This window comes from Burkholderia sp. Bp9140 (assembly GCF_003853425.1).
Classification (GTDB): domain Bacteria; phylum Pseudomonadota; class Gammaproteobacteria; order Burkholderiales; family Burkholderiaceae; genus Burkholderia.
Window position 1 is genome coordinate 18,532 of the sequence record NZ_QTPQ01000055.1, and the last position, 16,891, is coordinate 35,422.

General features: G+C 68.0%; 16 protein-coding genes. 10 read left to right on the plus strand and 6 right to left on the minus strand.

Annotation, left to right across the window (positions count from 1 at the left end; translation table 11 throughout):
• Positions 1-3 precede the first annotated feature (3 nt).
• From moaA to fdhD, 3 genes are all read right to left on the minus strand, one after another.
• Entirely contained in the window at positions 4-1,125 is a 1,122-nt protein-coding gene (gene moaA / locus DIE21_RS33130) for a GTP 3',8-cyclase MoaA (RefSeq protein WP_124501633.1), read from the minus strand.
• 184 nt (positions 1,126-1,309) lie between these two features.
• Positions 1,310-2,524 carry a gephyrin-like molybdotransferase Glp gene (gene glp / locus DIE21_RS33140; protein ID WP_124501634.1) on the minus strand — a complete coding sequence of 405 codons (1,215 nt, stop codon included), beginning with the start codon at positions 2,522-2,524 and terminating at the stop codon, positions 1,310-1,312.
• Complete coding sequence (fdhD, locus tag DIE21_RS33145; protein WP_124501635.1) at positions 2,524-3,393, minus strand: formate dehydrogenase accessory sulfurtransferase FdhD; 870 nt, start codon at positions 3,391-3,393, stop codon at positions 2,524-2,526. Before fdhD ends, glp begins: the two co-directional genes overlap by 1 nt.
• Positions 3,394-3,801: 408 nt before the next feature.
• Between fdhD and DIE21_RS33155 the strand changes: the two genes are divergently transcribed.
• The 5 genes from DIE21_RS33155 to DIE21_RS33175 all read left to right on the plus strand — a co-directional run bounded on the left by DIE21_RS33155 (position 3,802) and on the right by DIE21_RS33175 (position 8,246).
• Positions 3,802-5,202: a cytochrome ubiquinol oxidase subunit I gene (locus DIE21_RS33155; RefSeq protein ID WP_124501636.1), complete on the plus strand. Its 1,401-nt coding sequence runs from the start codon at positions 3,802-3,804 to the stop codon at positions 5,200-5,202.
• A gap of 3 nt (positions 5,203-5,205) precedes the next feature.
• Positions 5,206-6,213 (plus strand): cytochrome d ubiquinol oxidase subunit II, encoded by a 1,008-nt coding sequence (gene cydB / locus DIE21_RS33160; RefSeq protein ID WP_124501637.1) that lies wholly within the window; start codon positions 5,206-5,208, stop codon positions 6,211-6,213.
• A 169-nt stretch (positions 6,214-6,382) separates the two neighbouring features.
• Entirely contained in the window at positions 6,383-7,303 is a 921-nt protein-coding gene (locus DIE21_RS33165; protein WP_124501638.1) for a bestrophin family protein, read from the plus strand.
• 28 nt (positions 7,304-7,331) lie between these two features.
• Positions 7,332-7,718 carry a VOC family protein gene (locus tag DIE21_RS33170; RefSeq protein ID WP_124501639.1) on the plus strand — a complete coding sequence of 129 codons (387 nt, stop codon included), beginning with the start codon at positions 7,332-7,334 and terminating at the stop codon, positions 7,716-7,718.
• Between the two features lie 114 nt (positions 7,719-7,832).
• A complete protein-coding gene (locus DIE21_RS33175) occupies positions 7,833-8,246 on the plus strand; it encodes a VOC family protein (protein WP_124501640.1) in 414 nt (137 codons plus the stop codon).
• Between the two features lie 119 nt (positions 8,247-8,365).
• Here DIE21_RS33175 and trpS read toward each other — a convergent pair whose 3' ends face one another.
• Together trpS and DIE21_RS37440 are read right to left on the minus strand one after the other, a co-directional pair.
• The gene (gene trpS / locus DIE21_RS33180) at positions 8,366-9,379 is read right to left on the minus strand and encodes a tryptophan--tRNA ligase (protein WP_124501641.1); all 1,014 of its coding nucleotides are present in this window, start codon (positions 9,377-9,379) and stop codon (positions 8,366-8,368) included.
• 207 nt (positions 9,380-9,586) lie between these two features.
• Positions 9,587-9,742, minus strand: a complete 156-nt coding sequence (locus tag DIE21_RS37440) for a hypothetical protein (RefSeq protein ID WP_162840566.1) — start codon at positions 9,740-9,742, stop codon at positions 9,587-9,589.
• Positions 9,743-10,301: 559 nt separating this feature from the next.
• Here DIE21_RS37440 and DIE21_RS33185 point away from each other — a divergent pair.
• The 4 genes from DIE21_RS33185 (at position 10,302) to argE (ending at position 14,016) form a co-directional block, all read left to right on the plus strand.
• Positions 10,302-11,639 carry an NAD(P)/FAD-dependent oxidoreductase gene (locus DIE21_RS33185; RefSeq protein WP_124501642.1) on the plus strand — a complete coding sequence of 446 codons (1,338 nt, stop codon included), beginning with the start codon at positions 10,302-10,304 and terminating at the stop codon, positions 11,637-11,639.
• A gap of 97 nt (positions 11,640-11,736) precedes the next feature.
• On the plus strand, positions 11,737-12,174 hold the full coding sequence (locus DIE21_RS33190) for a RidA family protein (RefSeq protein WP_124501643.1): 438 nt from the start codon (positions 11,737-11,739) through the stop codon (positions 12,172-12,174).
• Positions 12,175-12,182: 8 nt separating this feature from the next.
• Positions 12,183-12,860 (plus strand): DUF1028 domain-containing protein, encoded by a 678-nt coding sequence (locus DIE21_RS33195; RefSeq protein WP_124501644.1) that lies wholly within the window; start codon positions 12,183-12,185, stop codon positions 12,858-12,860.
• Entirely contained in the window at positions 12,853-14,016 is a 1,164-nt protein-coding gene (argE, locus tag DIE21_RS33200) for an acetylornithine deacetylase (RefSeq protein WP_124501645.1), read from the plus strand. Before DIE21_RS33195 ends, argE begins: the two co-directional genes overlap by 8 nt.
• Positions 14,017-14,077: 61 nt before the next feature.
• On the opposite strand, the gene DIE21_RS33205 is transcribed toward argE, so the two are convergent.
• Positions 14,078-15,001 carry a LysR family transcriptional regulator gene (locus tag DIE21_RS33205; RefSeq protein ID WP_124501646.1) on the minus strand — a complete coding sequence of 308 codons (924 nt, stop codon included), beginning with the start codon at positions 14,999-15,001 and terminating at the stop codon, positions 14,078-14,080.
• A gap of 391 nt (positions 15,002-15,392) precedes the next feature.
• On the opposite strand from DIE21_RS33205, the gene DIE21_RS33210 reads away from it, so the two are divergent.
• Positions 15,393-16,814 (plus strand): cytosine permease, encoded by a 1,422-nt coding sequence (locus DIE21_RS33210; RefSeq protein WP_124501647.1) that lies wholly within the window; start codon positions 15,393-15,395, stop codon positions 16,812-16,814.
• The last annotated feature ends 77 nt before the right edge of the window (positions 16,815-16,891 follow it).

Here is a 16,891-nt window from a genome sequence, read left to right on the forward strand (position 1 = left end):
CCGTCAGCCGCCGACGAGCGACATGCGCACGGTCGGATAGGTCTTGCCCGACGGCCGGGCCGCACGCGTGGCCCGCCGCTCGGAATAGCGGTCGTCGCGCCGCGTCCATCGATCGCGCACGGCGTCGGCGAGGTGGTCGATCGATGCGCGATCGTCGAGCCACGGCCGCAGGTCGGTGCCCTGGGTTGCGAACAGGCACGTATAAAGCTGGCCGTCGGCCGACACGCGGGCGCGCGAGCACGTGCCGCAAAACGGATGCGACACGCTCGCGATGAAGCCGACTTCGCCCGCGCCGTCGATGTGCCGGCAGCGGATTGCAGTGGCATCGTGTCCCGGTTCGCCGACGAGCACGAGCGGATAGCTTGCTTCGATCAACTCGCGCATCCGCTTGGCCGGTACGACCTTGTCGCCGGACCACGCGCTCGCGCCGCCGACGTCCATGTATTCGATGAAGCGCACCGCCACGCCGCTATGCCGGAAATGGCGCACGAGCGGCAGGATCTGGTTGTCGTTCGCGCCGCGCTCGATCACCGCGTTGACCTTCACGGGCGCGAGCCCGGCCGCGTGCGCGGCCTCGATGCCGGCCAGCACGCGCGCGACGGGCACGTCGGTATCGGTCATCCGGCGGAACACGGCATCGTCGAGCGCATCGAGGCTCACGGTCACGCGCGACAGGCCCGCCTCGCGCAGCGAGCGTGCCTTTGCGGCGAGCAGCGAACCGTTGGTGGTCAGCGCGATTTCGACGGGCTTGCCGTCGACGGTCGTCAGCGTCGCGAGCCGTTCGATCAGCGCTTCGAGGTTGCGGCGCAGCAGCGGCTCGCCGCCGGTGAGTCGGATCTTTTCGACGCCGAGCGCGATGAACGCGCGGGCAATCTTCTCGAGTTGCGCGAACGACAGCCGCTCGGACGACGGCATGAACGCATAGTCGGGCCCGAAGCTGTCGCGCGGCATGCAGTAGCCGCAGCGGAAGTTGCACTGGTCGATGACGGACAGCCGCAAATCGCGCAGCGGCCGCGCGAGCGTGTCGAGCGGGCGGGAGAAGGCGCCGGGCGATGCGCCACGGGACGCGGCGGCGGCCGGCGCGGCGGAAACGATGGCATTCACGATCGGTTCGTCGGCCTGCATGAAATGAGCGGAACGGCGTCGCCGATCGGCCGCGTATGCGCCGACGTGTCGGCGCGCAGGTCGTGGCGTGCGTCATCGTGAGGATAGTCCGCCGGATTTTCCCGGCAGAGGCACAATCGCGCCCGAAATGCAGGAATACAGTTCGTCCTCCTGCTTGCACGAAAGGCGGGCGTCGCGCGTATGCTCACGCGAGCCAGTGCGCGAAATCGTAATACGGCACCGCGTCGCCGCGCGCGATGCGTCGACCGGCCGGCAGCCGCGCGAGCCCGCTCGCCTGCATGAGCGATTGCAGCGTGCCGGCGCCTTGCTGCCGCAGCGTATCGAGTACGGGCGCGCCATTGGCGTCGATGGCGCGGCGCACGCGCACGAAGCGTTCGCGCTGCGCATCCGGCTCGACGTCGATATCGATCGGCAGCGACGGTACGGCCGGCAGGCAGTCGTCGCGCCCCTGCAGGCGGCGGATCAGCGGCGCGACGAACAGCGCGAACGCGATCATCGCGGCGCCCGGATTGCCGGGCAGCAGCACGACGGGCCGTTCGTCGAGCCGCGCGAGCGCGACGGGCTTGCCGGGTTTCATCCGCACGCCCGACACCACGAACGATGCGCCGAGCGCGCTCAGCGCGGGGCGCAGCAGGTCCTTGTCGCCGACCGATGCGCCGCCGACACAGACGACCAGATCGCAGCGCGCGGCCATCGTGCGCAGCGCCTGATCGACGGCGGTCGCGGTGTCGGCCGCATGCGCGCTCGCCGCGACGACGGCACCGGTTCCCGACACCAGCGCGGCGAGCATCGGCGCGTTGCTGTTGTAGATCTGCTGCGGCGCACGCGGCTGGCCGCACGGGACGAGCTCGTCGCCGGTCGTGAGGATGCCGACCCGCAGCGGCGGCCGCACGTCGATGTGTGCGCAACCCTGCGCGGCGGCGACGCCGACGTGCATCGCACCGAGCCGCACGCCGGCAGGCATCAGCCGGTCGCCCGCGCGCACTTCCTCGCCGCGGCGGCGGATATGCGATCCGGCGCGCTGCGGTGCGTCGAATGCGACCCAGCCGTCCTGCTCGCGCGCGTGCTCCTGCATCACGACGGTGTCGGCACCGGGTGGAATCAGGCTGCCGGTGAAGATCCGCGCGGCCGTGCGCGGTGCGAGCGGCGACGGCGCGTCGCCCGCGTAGCAGCGCTGCGCGACGCGCAGCGGCTCGCCGTGTGCGAGGTCCGCGTAACGGACCGCGTAGCCGTCCATCGCGCTCTGGTCGGCGGGCGGCTGGTCGAGCACGGCGGCGAGCGGCGTGGCGAGCACGCGGCCGGCCGCTTGCGCGACCGGAATCAAGGCGGTCGCATGCGGCGGTGCGAACGCGCCGGCGAATTGCCGTTGGGCGGCGTCGAAATCGGTCAGGGGTGTCATCAGGCGGTAAGCGCGTGCGGTTGCGCACGCGCCGGTTCGGGTAACGGGAGCGCGTCGGGCGACACGTATTCGACGAAGCCGTCGTCGCGGCAGAAGCCGAGCAGCCGCACACCGGCTTCACGGGCGACGTCGATCGCGAGCGACGTCGGCGCGGAGATCGTCGCGATCATCGGGATGCCCACGCGGGCGGCCTTGCGCACGAGCTCGTAGCTCGCGCGGCTCGACAGGAACACGAAGCCCGCGCGCAGGTCGGTGCGACGCCGCGCGAGCCGGCCGATCAGCTTGTCGAGTGCGTTGTGGCGGCCGACGTCTTCGAAGACGTCCAGCACGGTGCCGTCGCGGTCGCACCACGCAGCCGCATGGATACCGCCGGTCGCACGCATCAGCGGCTGCCGCTGCGGCAACGCGCGGGCGGCGCGCGCGACGGCGTCGGCGTCGATGCCGGCCGCCGCGCCCGCGGCCGCGATGCGCGGCGGATGCAGGTCGAGCTGCGCGATGCTTTCGATCCCGCAGACGCCGCAGCCGGTGCGGCCGGCCAGCGCGCGCCGGTGCGCCTTCAGCGCCATGAACGCCTGTTGCGACACCGTGAGCCGCACCTCGGCGCTGCCGGGCCGGCATTCGGTTTCGATATCGAAGACGTCGGACGCGCGCTCGACGATCCCCTCGCTCAGCGCGAAGCCGAGGCCGAATGCGTCGAGGTCGATCGGCGTCGCCATCATCACCGTGTGCGCGATGCCGTTGAACACGAGTGCAACCGGCGTTTCGTCGACCACACGATCGACGGTGTCCCGCGCGTCGCCGGCACGATGACGCATCACACGACACGCGTGGCTGCCGGCCGGATCGTCGGGGCGGTCGCTGGGGTCCATGCGGGTTTCTCCAGGGAGATCGGCCGGCGCGGGCGCCGGGCGACGGAAACGGATTCTGCGAGGGGCGGTGCGCGGCGTCGCGCCGGCTCGCCACGGGCAGGCTTCGAGCCGATGGTACGGGCATTCGGCCGTGCCGCGGATGCACAGCGTTGCAGTGCGCGGAGCAGTACAGCTGACGGCCTCGCGGCCCCGAAACGGGTTTTCCGTGCACACATCTTCGGGCCCGGGGAAAGCACAGTTTCAGCGCACGTTCGCGCGATTGCGAGTATCGTCCGAAACGCGATATCGTCATTCACGCTTCGTTGCCGTGCACTGCGATCCTTCCATGTTTGCACGTGCCGCCGCGAAGCCGTCGCGCGATTTCCTGCTTCGAGCTGACGTCCTCACAACCACGAGCAAATTACGGTCATGGAAATCTTCGATGCGTTCCATCTCGCCCGATTGCAGTTCGCGTTCACGGTGTCGTTCCACATCGTGTTTCCGGCGATCAGCATCGGCATGGCGAGCTTCCTGGCGGTGCTGGAATGGCGGTATCTCGTCACCGGCGACGCGGCCTACAAATCCATGTTCCAGTTCTGGTCGAAGATCTTCGCGATCGGCTTCGGGATGGGCGTCGTCTCCGGCGTCGTGATGGCCTACGAGTTCGGCACGAACTGGGCGGGCTTCTCGCGCGTCGCGGGCAACATCACCGGCCCGCTGCTCACTTACGAAGTCCTGACGGCCTTCTTCCTCGAAGCCGGCTTTCTAGGCGTGATGCTGTTCGGCTGGCAGCGCGTCAGCCCGCGTGCGCACTTCTTCGCGACACTGATGGTCGCCGTCGGCACGCTGATCTCGACGTTCTGGATCCTCGCGTCGAACAGCTTCATGCAGACGCCGCAGGGCTACCGGATCGAGAACGGCCTCGTCGTGCCGGTCGACTGGTTCAAGGTCATCTTCAATCCGTCGTTCCCGTATCGCCTCGTGCACATGACGATCGCGGCGTTCATCGTCGCGGGCTTCATCGTCGCCGCGTGCGGCGCATGGCACTTGCTGAAGGGGCGCCGCGACGAGCCGGTGAAGCGCAGCTTCTCGATGGCGCTGTGGATGCTGCTGCTGCTCGCGCCGATCCAGATCGTCGTCGGCGATGCGCACGGGCTGAACACGCGCGAATACCAGCCGGCGAAGATCGCGGCGATCGAGGGGCTGTGGGAAACGGAGAAGGGCGGCACCGCGCTGAACCTCGTCGGGCTGCCCGACATGCAGGCCGAGACGACACGCTATGCGATCCAGGTGCCGCACCTCGGCAGCCTGATCCTCACGCACAGCTGGGACGGCGAGATTCGCGGGCTGAAGGAATTCCCGCCGCAGGACCGTCCGTATTCGCCGATCGTGTTCTGGACCTTCCGGATCATGGCCGGCCTCGGGATGCTGATGCTGCTCACCGCGGTGCTCGGCTTGCTGCTGCGCAAGGGCGGGCGCCTGTATGAGACGCGCTGGTTCCAGTGGTTCGTCGTGTGCATGGGGCCGTCGGGCATCGTCGCGCTGCTGGCCGGCTGGATCACGACCGAGGTCGGGCGGCAGCCCTGGACCGTGTACGGCGTGCTGCGCACGGTCGATTCGGTCGCGCCGCTCAGCGCGCAGCAGGTCGGCGTGTCGCTGCTGATCTTCGTGGTCGTGTATTTCCTGGTGTTCGGAACGGGGATCTATTACATGATGCAGCTGATGAAGCGCGGGCCGGCGGCACAGGCCGGATATATCGAGCTGCACCGGCATCCGGGGCTGCGCAAGAGCGCGCTGTCCACGCCGCTGAACGTCACCGAAGCGGAGTAAGCCATGCAAATCGATCTTCCTGTCGTATGGGCCGCGATCATCGGCCTCGGCGTGTTCATCTACGTGATGCTGGATGGCTTCGACCTCGGCATCGGCCTGCTGTTTCCATTCTTCGACGCGAAGGCCGAGCGGCAGGTGATGCTCGACACCGTCGCGCCGGTGTGGGACGGCAACGAGACCTTTCTCGTGCTCGGCGGCGCGGGCCTGTACGGCGCCTTCCCGGTCGTCTACTCGACGCTGCTGCCGGCCAACTACCTGCCGTTGATCCTGATGGTGGTCGGGCTGATCTTCCGCGGCGCGGCGTTCGAGTTGCGCGCCAAGGCGAACCGCACGCAACACCTGTGGGATCTCGCATTCATCGGCGGCTCCGCGCTTGCCGCGTTCTGCCAGGGGATCGTGCTCGGTTCGCTGCTGCAGGGCATCCGGATCGTGAACAACCAGTTCGCGGGCGGGCCGTTCGACTGGCTGTCGCCGTTCAGCCTGTTCTGCGGGATCGGCGTGCTCGTCACCTATGCGACGCTCGGCTGCGGCTGGCTGATCCTGAAGGTCGACGGCGAACTGCAGCGCAAGATGCGCGTGCTGATGAAGCCGCTCGCGGGCGTGCTGCTCGCCGTGATGGGCGTGGTCAGCCTGTGGACCGTGGTCGGGCTGCCGGCGGTTGCGCATCGGTGGTTCGGCAGCGGCAACCTCGGCTGGTTCCTGCCGGTGCCGATCCTCGTCGTCGCGTGCGTGTGGGGCATCTTCCACACGGTGAAGCGCCGGCACGAGGCGACGCCGTTCCTGCTGACGCTCGCGCTCGTGTTCCTCGGCTACACGGGGCTCGTGATCAGCATCTGGCCGAACATCGTGCCGCCGTCGCTGACGATCTGGGACGCGTCGTCGAGCCATTCGAGCCAGCTGTTCGCGCTCGTCGGCACCGTGATCGTGCTGCCGATCATCCTCGTGTACAACGCGATGCAGTACCGCGTGTTCCGCGGCAAGGTGCGCGAGGGCGACATCGGCTATCACTGACCGGCGGGCCCGGTGACGGGGCGCGGCGTGTGCGGGCGTATCATCACGTGCAGCGCGGCGCGTCGTCCGGCCCGGCATCGAACCGACAGCGGCCCGCCACGCGCGGGCCGTTGCACATCGGGCGCGGGCGGCCGGCATTGCGTATTTCCCTGGCAGGCGAAACAACACCATGATCGTCAGACCACGACAAAACTGGCTCAGGATGCTGTTCGTATGGAACGGCTCCGTGCTGCAGTCGATCATTCCGCAACTCGTGTTCATGGCGATCGTCAGCACGCTGGCGGTCTTCACGAACGGGCGCATCTTCGGCGAGAAGATTCCGCTGAACACCGCGCCGTTCACGCTGTTCGGGCTCGCGCTTGCGATCTTTCTCGCGTTTCGCAACAACGCGAGCTTCGAGCGCTTCAAGGAGGCACGGCTTCTGTGGGGCAACCTGCTGATCGCGGCGCGCACCGTCACGTCGCAACTGCGGCGCTACCTGCCCGACGGCGTCGGCGACGCGGAGCGCAATCGGCTCGCCGACCTGCTGATCGCGTTTACGTATGCGCTGAAGCATCAGCTGCGTCACACCGACCCGGCGCAAGACCTGCAACGCATCCTTGGCGCGGAGCGTGCCGCCGCGTTCGCGCACAAGTGCTACCGGCCCGTCGCGATTCTCGATGACCTGCGCGGCGGGATCGTCCGCGCGCTGGGCCGCGCGCCCGGCAGCGAAGCGACGTGCTGGATGTTCGATGCGCAACTGGTCGAGCTGGGCCGGGCGGTGGGCGGCTGCGAGCGGATCCTGACGACGCCGATTCCGTTCTCGTACAGCGTGCTGCTGCATCGCACCGTCTATGCTTATTGCGTGCTGCTGCCGTTCGGTCTCGTCGATTCGACGGAATTCTTCACGCCGCTGATTTGCGTGTTCATCTCGTACACGCTGATCGCGCTCGAGGCGATCGCGAACGAGGTCGCCGAGCCGTTCGGCCTCGCGCCGAACGCGCTGGCGCTCGATGCGATGGCGCGCACGATCGAACGGTCGGTGCTGGAGCTGGGCGATCGCGCGATGCCGGAGGAATTCGTGCCGGCGTCGACGTACCAGATCACGTAAGCGGCACGCACGATCAGGAGAACATCACATGCGTATCTACGTGACGAGTATCTTTGTCGACGATCAGGACAAGGCGCTCGCGTTTTATACCGACGTCCTTGGTTTCCGGCTGAAGAACAACGTGCCGGTGGGCGAGTACCGCTGGCTGACGGTCGTGTCGAAGGACCAGCTCGACGGCACCGAACTGATGCTCGAGCCGAGCCAGCATCGCGCGGTCGGGCCTTACCGTCAGGCGCTTTACGAGGACGGTATTCCGGCGGCGTCGTTCCAGGTCGACGATCTCGACGCGGAGTTCGCGCGGCTCGACGCGCTCGGCGTGCGCTTCACGCTGGCGCCGATGGACGCGGGGCCGGTGCGGGTCGCGGTGCTCGACGACACGTGCGGCAACCTCGTGCAACTGATGCAGATGAAGTGACGCGCCGTGCGCGCGGTTGCGCCATCGGCGGCGTGGACCAGCGGCGCGAAAGGATTGCGATCGCTCGTGCGTCACGTTTGTGTAGACTCGTGCTCGTTCAATGGAGCCGACATCATGCAACTTCTCGACCACGTGTCCATCGCCGTTCCGGATATCGACCGGGCCCGCCCGTTCTACGATGGCGTCATGGCCGCACTGGGCGCAGCCAAGGTCTACGACCGGCTCACCGCGCTCGGCTATGGCGAACGCTGCAATGCGAACGACATCGCATCGACCTGTCTGGCGGTTTATCTGGATTCCGCCGAAGTCTGGGCGAGCAAGCGGCACTGGTGCTTCAAGGCCGCTTCCCGCGCGCAGGTGCATGCGTTTTTCGAGGCCGGCCTGTCCGCGGGCGGCCAGTCTGACGGCGACCCCGGATTGAGGCCGCACTATCACGGCGACTACTACGCGGCCTTTCTGATCGACCCTGCCGGCAACCGGATCGAGGCTGTGTGCCACGCGGCTCCGCTGGAGCACGCGCGGTCATGACGGCGCTCGCCGACGATTGACCACCCGCCGAATGGCGTTGTGCCGTTGGGCATCGGACACGCGCGGCTCCGGTATTGCGCCGCGCATCGTCGCCGGGGCGCGTGTGCTGCGCGCACCGCTCAATCGAAATACGTGAGCCCCATCGCGCCTTTCACCTCCGCCAGCGTCGCACCGGCTACCTCGCGCGCATGCAGCGTGCCGCGCTTCAGGATCGCCATCACCTCCGCCTTGTCCGCCTCGAATTCGCGGCGGCGCGCACGGATCGGCTCGATCAGCGCCTGCAGCCGCTCGTTCAGCACGCGCTTCACGACGCTGTCGCCGAGGCCGCCGCGGCGATAGTGCGCCTTCAGTTCGTCGACCTTCCGCACGTCGGGCTCGAACGCGTCGAGGAACGTGAACACGACGTTGCCCTCGACCTGGCCGGGGTCGCTCACGCGCAGGTGGTTCGGGTCCGTGTACATGTCCTTCACGGCTTGAGCGATCTCGTCGGGCGTCGAGCCGAGCGTGATCGCGTTGCCGAGCGATTTGCTCATCTTCGCCTTGCCGTCGATGCCCGGCAGCCGCGTGACCGCCGACAGCACGGCCTCGCATTCCACCAGCACCGGCTTGTCGACCGTCGCGTTGAAGCGGCGCACGAGTTCGTTGGTCTGCTCGATCATCGGCAACTGGTCGTCGCCGACGGGCACGTGGGTCGCCTTGAACGCGGTGATGTCGGCCGCCTGGCTGACGGGGTAGGTGAGGAAGCCGGCCGGGATGTCGCGCTCGAAGCCGCGCAGGCGGATCTCTTCCTTGATGGTCGGGTTGCGCTCGAGGCGCGCGACCGTGACGAGGTTGAGCAGGTATTGCGACAGCTCGGCGAGTTCGGGCACCTGCGACTGGACGACGATCGTCGAGATCGCCGGGTCGATGCCGACGGCCAGGTAGTCGAGCGCGACCTCGATCACGTTCTCGGTGACGCGCTGGCGGCGGCCCATGTTGTCGGTCAGCGCCTGCGTGTCGGCGAGCAGCAGGAATTGCGTCGCCTCGTGCTGCATCTGCACGCGTGCGCGCAGCGAGCCGATGTAGTGGCCGAGATGCAGCGGGCCGGTCGTGCGGTCGCCGGTGAGGATGGTCGGTCGAGTCGGGTGCGTCATGGTTTGGGTTGGCTCCGGGTTATCGAAGCCACCAGCCATGACGTGGGCGCAGAAACGACAATGCCGCCATGGCTGGCGGCATCACGTTCGGGACATGCAAAAGGAAACGGGCCGCCTGGGTCAGGCGCGCCACCAGCGATGCACGTTCGGCGAGGCAGGTTGGGTTTCCATCGCGCAAGTATAGCGCAGCGGCGGGCGGACGGTGCGTCAGCGCACCATCGATTCCATCGCGAGGCGCGCGACTTCCGCGGACGGCCACAGCAGGTACAGCAGGCCGGCCATCAACAGCAGCGCGCAGGCGCGCACCACGGGCGTACGGTCCTTCTCGCTCAGGGTGCGGATGTGCTGCTTCAGTTTCTTCATGCTTGCAGGCGCAACGTGCGCCACTCCAACGGTTGCTGCAACGGGGCCGGGTGAGGCGCCGAGATGCTACGGGGTTCAACGAGGGGGCGGGCCGGCGGCCCGGCGCGGTAGGGGGGGCACGCGCGCGGATCGAAAAAGGGAACGGTCACGCGTCCCGTGTGCGCATCGCGTCGTGCGAGGCGACGCGCATCGTATCAGTTCGAGGGCGCGCGCACAGTCAAGAATTGTCGGGCAATGGCCTGCTTAAAGGGACATAACGCACCAGACGTTGGTCGACGCGGCGAAGCCGGCGATGTCGGATTCGGCCATGCCTCCGACACCGCCTGCGCGTCGCGTCGACCACGCGCACACGCAGGGATCGCCCTGGACCGCATGGACCGGATGCGGCGTTGCGCTGTATGCCCGGTCCACTGGCCGTCCTCGATATCCCCAGCTTTTTTCTCGTCAACAACCACAAAAATGATCGTTTCGCCCTAGCCACCCTGTCAGCAGAATGTCTCCATTCCCACTCGCGCGACGACACGAGCATCGCAGCGAGCCGCACTTCAAGGAGACAGCCGTGGCAGTGGAAACAACCTCAATCGATACGCTGGTCGTCGGGGCCGGGCAGGCCGGCGTGGCCATGAGCGAGCACCTGGGCAAGCTCGGTGTGCCGCATCTCGTGCTGGAGCGCGATCGCATCGCCGAGCGCTGGCGCACCGGGCGCTGGGATTCGCTGGTCGCGAACGGCCCCGCGTGGCACGACCGCTTTCCGGGGCTCGAATTCGACGGCCTCGATCCCGATGCGTTTGCAACGAAGGAGCAGGTCGCCGACTACTTCGAAGCGTATGCGCGCAAGTTCGACGCGCCGATCCGCACCGGCGTCGAAGTGAAAAGCGTCGTGCGCAACGCAGGCAAGCCGGGTTTCGTCGTCGAAACTTCCGGCGGCACGATCGAGGCGGCGCGCGTGGTCGTCGCGACGGGACCGTTCCAGCGCCCGGTCATCCCGCCGATCGCACCGGACGACGCCGGTCTCGTGCAGATCCATTCCGCCGACTATCGCAACCCGGCGCAATTGCCGGACGGCGCGGTGCTGGTGGTCGGTGCGGGGTCCTCGGGCGTGCAGATCGCCGACGAACTGCAGCGCGCGGGCCGGCAGGTCTACCTGTCGGTCGGCCCGCATGACCGTCCGCCGCGCGCGTATCGCGGCCGCGACTTCTGCTGGTGGCTCGGCGTGCTCGGCGAATGGGACAAGGAAGTCGCGACACCCGGCCGCGAACACGTGACGATTGCCGTGAGCGGCGCGCGCGGCGGCCATACGGTCGATTTCCGCGCACTCGCGCACCAGGGCGTGACGCTCGTCGGGCTGACGAAGTCGTTCGACGGCGGCGTCGCGGTGTTCGAACGCGATCTCGCGGCCAATCTCGCCCGCGGCGACGAGAACTACCTGTCGCTGCTCGACGCCGCAGACGCCTATGCGGCGCGCAACGGCCTCGACCTGCCCGAGGAGCCGGAAGCACGCCGCATCCTGCCGGATCCTGAGTGCGTCACGGAGCCGATTCTCGCACTCGACCTGGCCGGCGCCGGCGTCACGTCGATCGTGTGGGCGACGGGCTACGCGGTCGACTACGGCTGGCTGAACGTCGACGCGTTCGCCGCGAACGGCAAGCCGCAGCATCAGCGCGGCGTGTCGAGGGAGCCGGGCCTCTATTTCCTCGGACTGCCGTGGCTGTCACGACGCGGCTCCAGCTTCATCTGGGGCGTGTGGCACGACGCGAAGCACATCGCCGACCACATCGTCACGCAGCGCAAGTACCTCGACTATCGCGACGCATCGCAACGTCGCGCACAAACGCGCACCCAACACGGCGACACCGCGCGGACCGATGCGCGCCCGCTGGTCGACGCGATCGGCTGATACGCAGTCACGCTGCGATCCGTACCAACGAGAACCCCGCCGCACCGCGCCCGCTTCCGGCGCGGCGGGCGCATACACCGACAATCGAAGGACCTCGATGAGCCAGCCCACCCACACCCGTATCCGCATGTTCAACACGAAGGATACCTATCCGAACCAGACGCTCGACAACGACCTGTGCCAGGCCGTACGCGCCGGCAACACCGTCTACGTGCGCGGCCAGGTCGGCACCGATTTCGACGGCAACCTGGTCGGCCTCGGCGATCCGCGCGCGCAGGCCGAGCAGGCGATGAAGAACGTGAAGCAGCTGCTGGATGAAGCCGGCAGCGACATCACGCACATCGTGAAGACGACGACCTACCTGATCGACCCGCGCTATCGCGAGCCGGTGTACCGGGAAGTCGGCAAGTGGCTGAAGGGCGTCTACCCGATCTCGACGGGGCTCGTCGTCTCGGCGCTCGGCCAGCCGCAGTGGCTGATGGAGATCGACGTGATCGCGGTGATCCCCGACAACTGGCAGCCGAACCGCGCATAGGAGGCGGCATGACTTTCTCCATCGTCGGGCGCTGCCCGGAAACGGGCCAGCTCGGCATCGCGATCAGCTCGTCGAGCATCGCGGTGGGCGCGCGCTGCCCGTGGGTGCGCGCGGGCGTCGGCGCGGTCGCGACGCAGAACATCACGCTGCCGGCGCTCGGCCCGCAGATCCTCGATCTGATCGAGCACGAGCAGCTCGCGCCAGCCGCCGCGCTCGATCGCGCGCTCAGCGCGAACGGCTGGAGCCAGTTCCGGCAGGTCACGGTGATCGACGGGCAGGGGCAGACGGCGTGCTTCACCGGCAAGGAGGCGCTCGGCACGCACCACGCGGTGCAGGGCGAGCAATGCGTGGCGGCCGGCAATCTGCTGGCCGCGCCGGCCGTGATCGATGCGATGGCGCGCGCGTTCGGGCAGGCGCCCGGGCTGCTCGCCGATCGCCTGCTGGCCGCGATGCACGCGGCAATGGCGGCGGGCGGTGAGGCCGGGCCGGTGCATTCGGCCGCGCTCAAGGTGGCCGGCGACGTGACCTGGCCGCTCGTCGACCTGCGCGTCGACTGGGCCGACGCCGATCCGATCGGGCAGCTGGACGCGCTGTGGCACGCGTATCGCCCGCAGATGCAGGATTACCAGACGCGCGCGCTGAACCCGACCGCCGCGCCGAGCTACGGAGTGCCGGGCGATGAGTGACACGTCGAGCCGCGCACTGCTCGAGCGTCTGATCGGCTTCGCGACGGTCAGCCGCGACTCGAACCTCGCGATGATCGACTTCATCCGCGACTATCTCGACGGCTTTGGTGTCTCGAGCGAGCTGTTCTACAACGCGGAACGCACGAAGGCGAGCCTGTACGCGACGATCGGGCCGCGCGATCGCGGCGGCGTCGCGCTGTCGGGCCATACCGACGTGGTGCCGGTCGACGGGCAGGCGTGGACGGTCGAGCCGTTCCGGCTGACCGAGCGCGACGGCCGGCTATACGGGCGCGGCACGGCCGACATGAAGGGCTTCATCGCGTCGGTGCTCGCGGCCGTGCCAGCGTTCGTCTCACGGCCGTTGAACCTGCCCGTGCATATCGCGTTCTCGTACGACGAGGAAGTCGGCTGTCTCGGCGTGCGGCCGATGCTCGACGCACTGGCTGCTCGCGAGCACCGGCCGCGCCTGTGCCTGATCGGCGAGCCGACGGCGTTGAAGCCGGTGCTCGGTCACAAGGGCAAGCTCGCGATGCGCTGCCACGTGAAGGGTGCTGCGTGCCACTCGGCGTACGCGCCGCTCGGCGTCAACGCAATCGACTACGCGGCGAAGCTGATCGGCCGCCTCGGCGAGATCGGTGCGTCGCTCGCGCGGCCCGAGCGTCACGACAGCCGCTTCGATCCGCCGTTCTCCACCGTGCAGGCCGGCTTGATCAAGGGCGGCCGCGCGCTCAACATCGTGCCGGCCGAGTGCGAGTTCGATTTCGAGGTGCGGGCGCTGCCGGCGTTCGATGCGCACGACGTGCCGAGGAGGCTGCAGGATTATGCGGAATCCGAACTGCTGCCGAGGATGCGCGCGGTGCAGCCCGATACGGACATCCGTCTGCAATCGCTCGGCGCATATCCGGGGCTTGCGACGTCGCCGGACAGCGAAGCCGCGCGGCTGCTCGCGATGCTGAGCGGTTCCGACGCGTTCGGCACCGTCGCATTCGGCACCGAGGGCGGGCTGTTCGGGCAGGCCGGCATACCGACCGTGGTGTGCGGGCCGGGCAGCATGGACCAGGGGCACAAGCCCGACGAGTTCGTCACGCTCGAGCAGCTGCACGGATGCGACGCGATGCTCGGCCGTCTCCTCACGCATCTCGCTTCGTCCGGCTGATCCGGCCGTCCGACTGCATGCCGCACGCCGCCGTTCGGCGGCGCGTGCGGTTCGTTCCTTGCTATTGCGCCGATTCGGCGACGATCTGTGCGAGCCGCTCGCGGCAGAACTCGACGAACGACTGCGCCTGCTTCGTCAGCTGCCCGCGCTTGAGCCGCGCGCTCACGAGCCCCGACGGGCTCACCGTTTCGCTGAGGCCGATCGTCACGACGCGCCGGCCGTCATACGTGTATTCGGAATGCGGGCGCGTGACGAGCAGCGAGAAACCGAAGCCCTGGCCGACCATCCCGCGCACCATCTCGATCGACGGCGAAGCGAACACGATGTTCGGCGTGAGCCCCAACTCGTGAAACAGGCTGACGAAGTAGGTGCGGCTCGGCAGCACGTCGAGCAGGATCATCGGCTCGACGCTGAGGTCGCGCAGCGATACATGCGACTGACCCGCGAACCGGTGGTTCTCCGGCAGCAGCACGTACGGCTGCTGCGCCGGCATCAGCGGCTCGGTCTCGATCGTGCCGTCGAGATCGTGGTCGTAGAGAAACGCGAGATCGAAGGTGCCGGCCGTCAGGCCCTGCACGAGCTCCTGCTGGTCGCCGTCGCGCAGCCGGATGTTGACGCCCGGGTAGCGCTCTCGAAAGCCCGCGATCAGCTGTGGCAGGTAGAGCGGCGCGACGGTCTCGAAGCAGCCGATGTCGATCTGCCCGCTGATCACGTCGTTGTCGGCGAGCGCGTTCTGTTCGAATTCGTGCGCGATGCGCAGCAGCTCCTGCGCCCTCCGGTAGAAACGCGTGCCGCTCGGCGTCAGCGACACGCCCTGCGCGTGATGGCGGATGAACAGCTTCACGCCGAAGCTTTCCTCGAGCCCCTTGATCGCGCTGGAGATCGACGGCTGCGCGATGAAGAGCTGGCGCGACGCCTCGGCGACGCTGCCGGATTCCACCGTCGTCACGAAATACTTCAGTTGCCGCAAAGTGTAGTGAGCCACGAGCACCTCTGATACCGGCCCCGGCGCGTGCGGCCGCGGGGCCCATTCTGTCCAGTATTTTGCGTAGCACCTTACCCGAAGAAGCCCGGCGCCGGCATTTCCGCTGCAGAGCTTTTTCGTATGTCCCGGAAATATTTTTAGTATTTTCCGGTCGCCGCATGCGTGGCGCACCATCGTCTGCAATCCGGATCGCGACCAAAGCGCGCACGTGCCGGCGGGGCATGTCATCCGTCCCCGCACGCAATGCGCGCCGGCGCTTCGATCGATGTCGTCGTGCCTGCACGCGGCGAACCGTTGCCCGCGTATCCGGACCCGATTGCAGGCGCACGCACCGTCGCGCGCCGGCTGAAACGGCACGCGCGCATCGCCGCGCAGCACAGGAGACATCGCCATGACGACCGCGGACCGCAACGCGTCCCCCATGATAGAGAAACACACGATCGGCTACGTGCCGCCCGCAGAACGCCACGGCAAGGTGCGCGACCTGTTCACGCTCTGGTTCGGCGGCAACATCGCGCCGCTGCCGATCGTGACCGGCGCGCTCGGCGTGCAGATCTTCCACCTGAACCTGATGTGGGGCATCGTCGCGATCGTCGTCGGCCAGGCGGTCGGCGGCGTGCTGATGGCGCTGCATTCGGCGCAGGGGCCGCAGATGGGCATCCCGCAGATGATCCAGAGCCGCGCGCAGTTCGGCTCGTGGGGCGCGCTGCTGGTCACGTTGATCGCGGCGGTGATGTACGTCGGCTTCTTCGCATCGAACATCGTGCTGGCCGGCAAGTCGGTGCACGGGATCGCGTCGTCGGTGCCGGTGCCCGTCGGCATCGTGATCGGCGCGGTGGGCTCGGGGCTGATCGGGATCGTCGGCTACCGGTTCATCCACATCCTGAACCGGATCGGCACGTGGGTGCTCGGCATCGGCATCCTGGTCGGCTTCTGGATGATCCTGTCGCACGTGAGCACCGCCGATTTCCTCACGCGCGGCGGTTTCGACTTCGCAGGGTGGCTGGCGACGGTGTCGCTGTCCGCGCTGTGGCAGATCGCGTTCGCGCCGTACGTGTCGGATTATTCGCGCTACCTGCCGGAAGACGTCGGCGTCGCGTCGACGTTCTGGGCGACCTATCTCGGCTGCACGATCGGCTCGACGCTCGCGTTCATCTTCGGCGCGGTCGCGGTGCTCGCGGTGCCGGCCGGCGCGGATACGATGGACGCGGTCAAGCAGGCGACGGGCCCGCTCGGCCCGTTGATGCTGGTGCTGTTCCTGTTGAGCGTGATCAGCCACAACGCGCTGAACCTGTACGGCGCGGTGCTCGCGGTGATCACGTCGGTGCAGACCTTCGCGTACAAGTGGATTCCGACCGCGAAGACGCGCGCGGTGGTGTCGGTGGTGATCTTCGTCGCGTGCTGCTATGCGGCGATCGGCGCGTCGACGAACTTCGTCGGCAATCTCGTCGATCTGGTGCTCGCGCTGCTCGTCGTGCTGGTGCCGTGGACGGCGATCAACCTGATCGACTTCTACGTGATCCACAAGGGCAAGTACGACATCCAGTCGATCTTCATGGCGGACGGCGGCGTCTATGGCCGCTTCAATCCGCAGGCGCTGCTCGCGTATGCGATCGGGATCGCCGTGCAGATTCCGTTCATGAACACGCCGATGTATGCGGGGCCGATTCCCGCGCATCTCGGCGGTGCCGACCTGTCGTGGCTCGTCGGGCTGCTGCTGACGTCGCCGCTGTACTACTGGCTCGCGACGCGCGACAGCGCGTACAGGCGCCGGCAGGCGGGCGCGCATCTGCCGTCGTCGGCGGCGCGGTAAGCCGGCCGTCGTTCGACGCGATCAACGAAAGCGGCCGCTGCATCGGATGCGATGCGGCGGCCGGGAGAGGGGAAAGA

Bases quoted from the DNA above. Each gene is read 5' to 3' on its own strand.
- moaA (WP_124501633.1), bottom strand. From the start codon at position 1,125: ATGCAGGCCGACGAACCGATCGTGAATGCCATCGTTTCCGCCGCGCCG.
- glp (WP_124501634.1), bottom strand. From the start codon at position 2,524: ATGACACCCCTGACCGATTTCGACGCCGCCCAACGGCAATTCGCCGGC.
- fdhD (WP_124501635.1), bottom strand. From the start codon at position 3,393: ATGGACCCCAGCGACCGCCCCGACGATCCGGCCGGCAGCCACGCGTGT.
- DIE21_RS33155 (WP_124501636.1), top strand. From the start codon at position 3,802: ATGGAAATCTTCGATGCGTTCCATCTCGCCCGATTGCAGTTCGCGTTC.
- cydB (WP_124501637.1), top strand. From the start codon at position 5,206: ATGCAAATCGATCTTCCTGTCGTATGGGCCGCGATCATCGGCCTCGGC.
- DIE21_RS33165 (WP_124501638.1), top strand. From the start codon at position 6,383: ATGATCGTCAGACCACGACAAAACTGGCTCAGGATGCTGTTCGTATGG.
- DIE21_RS33170 (WP_124501639.1), top strand. From the start codon at position 7,332: ATGCGTATCTACGTGACGAGTATCTTTGTCGACGATCAGGACAAGGCG.
- DIE21_RS33175 (WP_124501640.1), top strand. From the start codon at position 7,833: ATGCAACTTCTCGACCACGTGTCCATCGCCGTTCCGGATATCGACCGG.
- trpS (WP_124501641.1), bottom strand. From the start codon at position 9,379: ATGACGCACCCGACTCGACCGACCATCCTCACCGGCGACCGCACGACC.
- DIE21_RS37440 (WP_162840566.1), bottom strand. From the start codon at position 9,742: ATGAAGAAACTGAAGCAGCACATCCGCACCCTGAGCGAGAAGGACCGT.
- DIE21_RS33190 (WP_124501643.1), top strand. From the start codon at position 11,737: ATGAGCCAGCCCACCCACACCCGTATCCGCATGTTCAACACGAAGGAT.
- DIE21_RS33195 (WP_124501644.1), top strand. From the start codon at position 12,183: ATGACTTTCTCCATCGTCGGGCGCTGCCCGGAAACGGGCCAGCTCGGC.
- argE (WP_124501645.1), top strand. From the start codon at position 12,853: ATGAGTGACACGTCGAGCCGCGCACTGCTCGAGCGTCTGATCGGCTTC.
- DIE21_RS33210 (WP_124501647.1), top strand. From the start codon at position 15,393: ATGACGACCGCGGACCGCAACGCGTCCCCCATGATAGAGAAACACACG.